Origin of the sequence: Massilia sp. YIM B02763 (assembly GCF_030412015.1) — a bacterium.
Taxonomy (GTDB): domain Bacteria; phylum Pseudomonadota; class Gammaproteobacteria; order Burkholderiales; family Burkholderiaceae_D; genus Telluria.
The window spans coordinates 1-1218 of record NZ_JASNRD010000054.1 but is presented as its reverse complement, the minus strand read 5'-3'; the positions used below and the strand labels follow the sequence as shown (position 1 = coordinate 1218).

At 54.8% G+C, this 1218-nt stretch carries 1 protein-coding gene; it reads left to right on the top strand.

Going from position 1 to position 1218, the window contains the following annotated elements:
* The first annotated feature begins 221 nt into the window (after positions 1-221).
* Positions 222-1199, top strand: coding sequence for a transposase (locus QPK32_RS26430; protein ID WP_290415757.1), 978 nt, complete (start codon positions 222-224; stop codon positions 1197-1199).
* The last annotated feature ends 19 nt before the right edge of the window (positions 1200-1218 follow it).

The window sequence follows — 1218 nt, the reverse complement described above, 5'->3', positions numbered from 1 at the left end:
GCCCACCCTTGTATCTTGATTGAGTTGGTGGTTAGCTACCGCCAACTGAGGTGAAGGCCAGCTTGTGCCCACCCTGAAGACATTGATCTTGCGGCGTAGATTAAGCTCTTCACCTCTCCCCACCCCATGACTGAACACTGGACGGTATCCAAGGGCCTCGACCCTGCATGTACAAGGCAAGTGTGGAGTGGGCAGGGACAATCAAGAAACAAGGAGAATCGATGTTTTATCTCGGCGTGGACGTATCCAAAGCCAAGCTTGACTGCATGCTGCTCGACAGTAAGACCAACAAAGTCAAAGCGAAGTCCATCCCCAATACAAGTGCCGGATTCACGCAACTGATTGAATGGCTGGCCAAAAACAAAGCGCCTGATGCATATATCGTGATGGAGCCGACCGGCGTTTATCACGAGCCTGCCGCGCTGGCATTGACTGATGCTGGCTTGACGCTGTCGCTGGTCAATCCGGCCCAGCTGCGCCAATTCGCCCAAGGATTGGGGGTCAAGACCAAGACCGACAAAGCCGATAGTGCGGTACTGGCTCGCTATGGCGCGACCCAACAGCCGCAGGCCTGGCAACCGCCATCGAAATCCGCGCGACATTTGAAGGCATTGCTGACCCGGCGCGATGCCGTCGCAGACGATCTGCAGCGCGAGCGAAATCGTCAGGAAGCGATTGACTTCGGTTCGTCACCCGACGAGGTCAAACAGTCGATTGCGCAATCGATCACATTTCTAGAGGCAGAGCTCAAACGCCTGGAACAGATGATCGAAGAGCATATCGATAGCGATCCAGATCTGAGGAAAAAAAAGGAGCTGCTGGAAACTATCCCAGGCGTGGGCGAGCGTGTATCGAGCAACCTGACAGCGCTATTTGCAGCCAAACGCTTTGCTAGCGCCGAGCAGTTGGCTGCCTATCTCGGCTTAGTACCGGTACAGTGGGAATCGGGTTCGTCGGTACGTGGTCGGCCCCGCATGTCCAAAGCTGGGCCGTCCCATTTACGCAAACTGCTCTACATGCCCGCCGTTACGGCACGTCGATGGAATCCGCACATCAAAACATTCAGCGACCGCTTGCTCGCCAAAGGAAAAACCAAGATGGCAGTGGTTGGTGCATGCATGCGAAAACTGGCTCACCTGTGCTTTGGTGTCGTTCACACAGGTAAGCCATATGACCCTAATTACGCTTTCGCAGCTTGACAGGCAAGACGGTATCTAC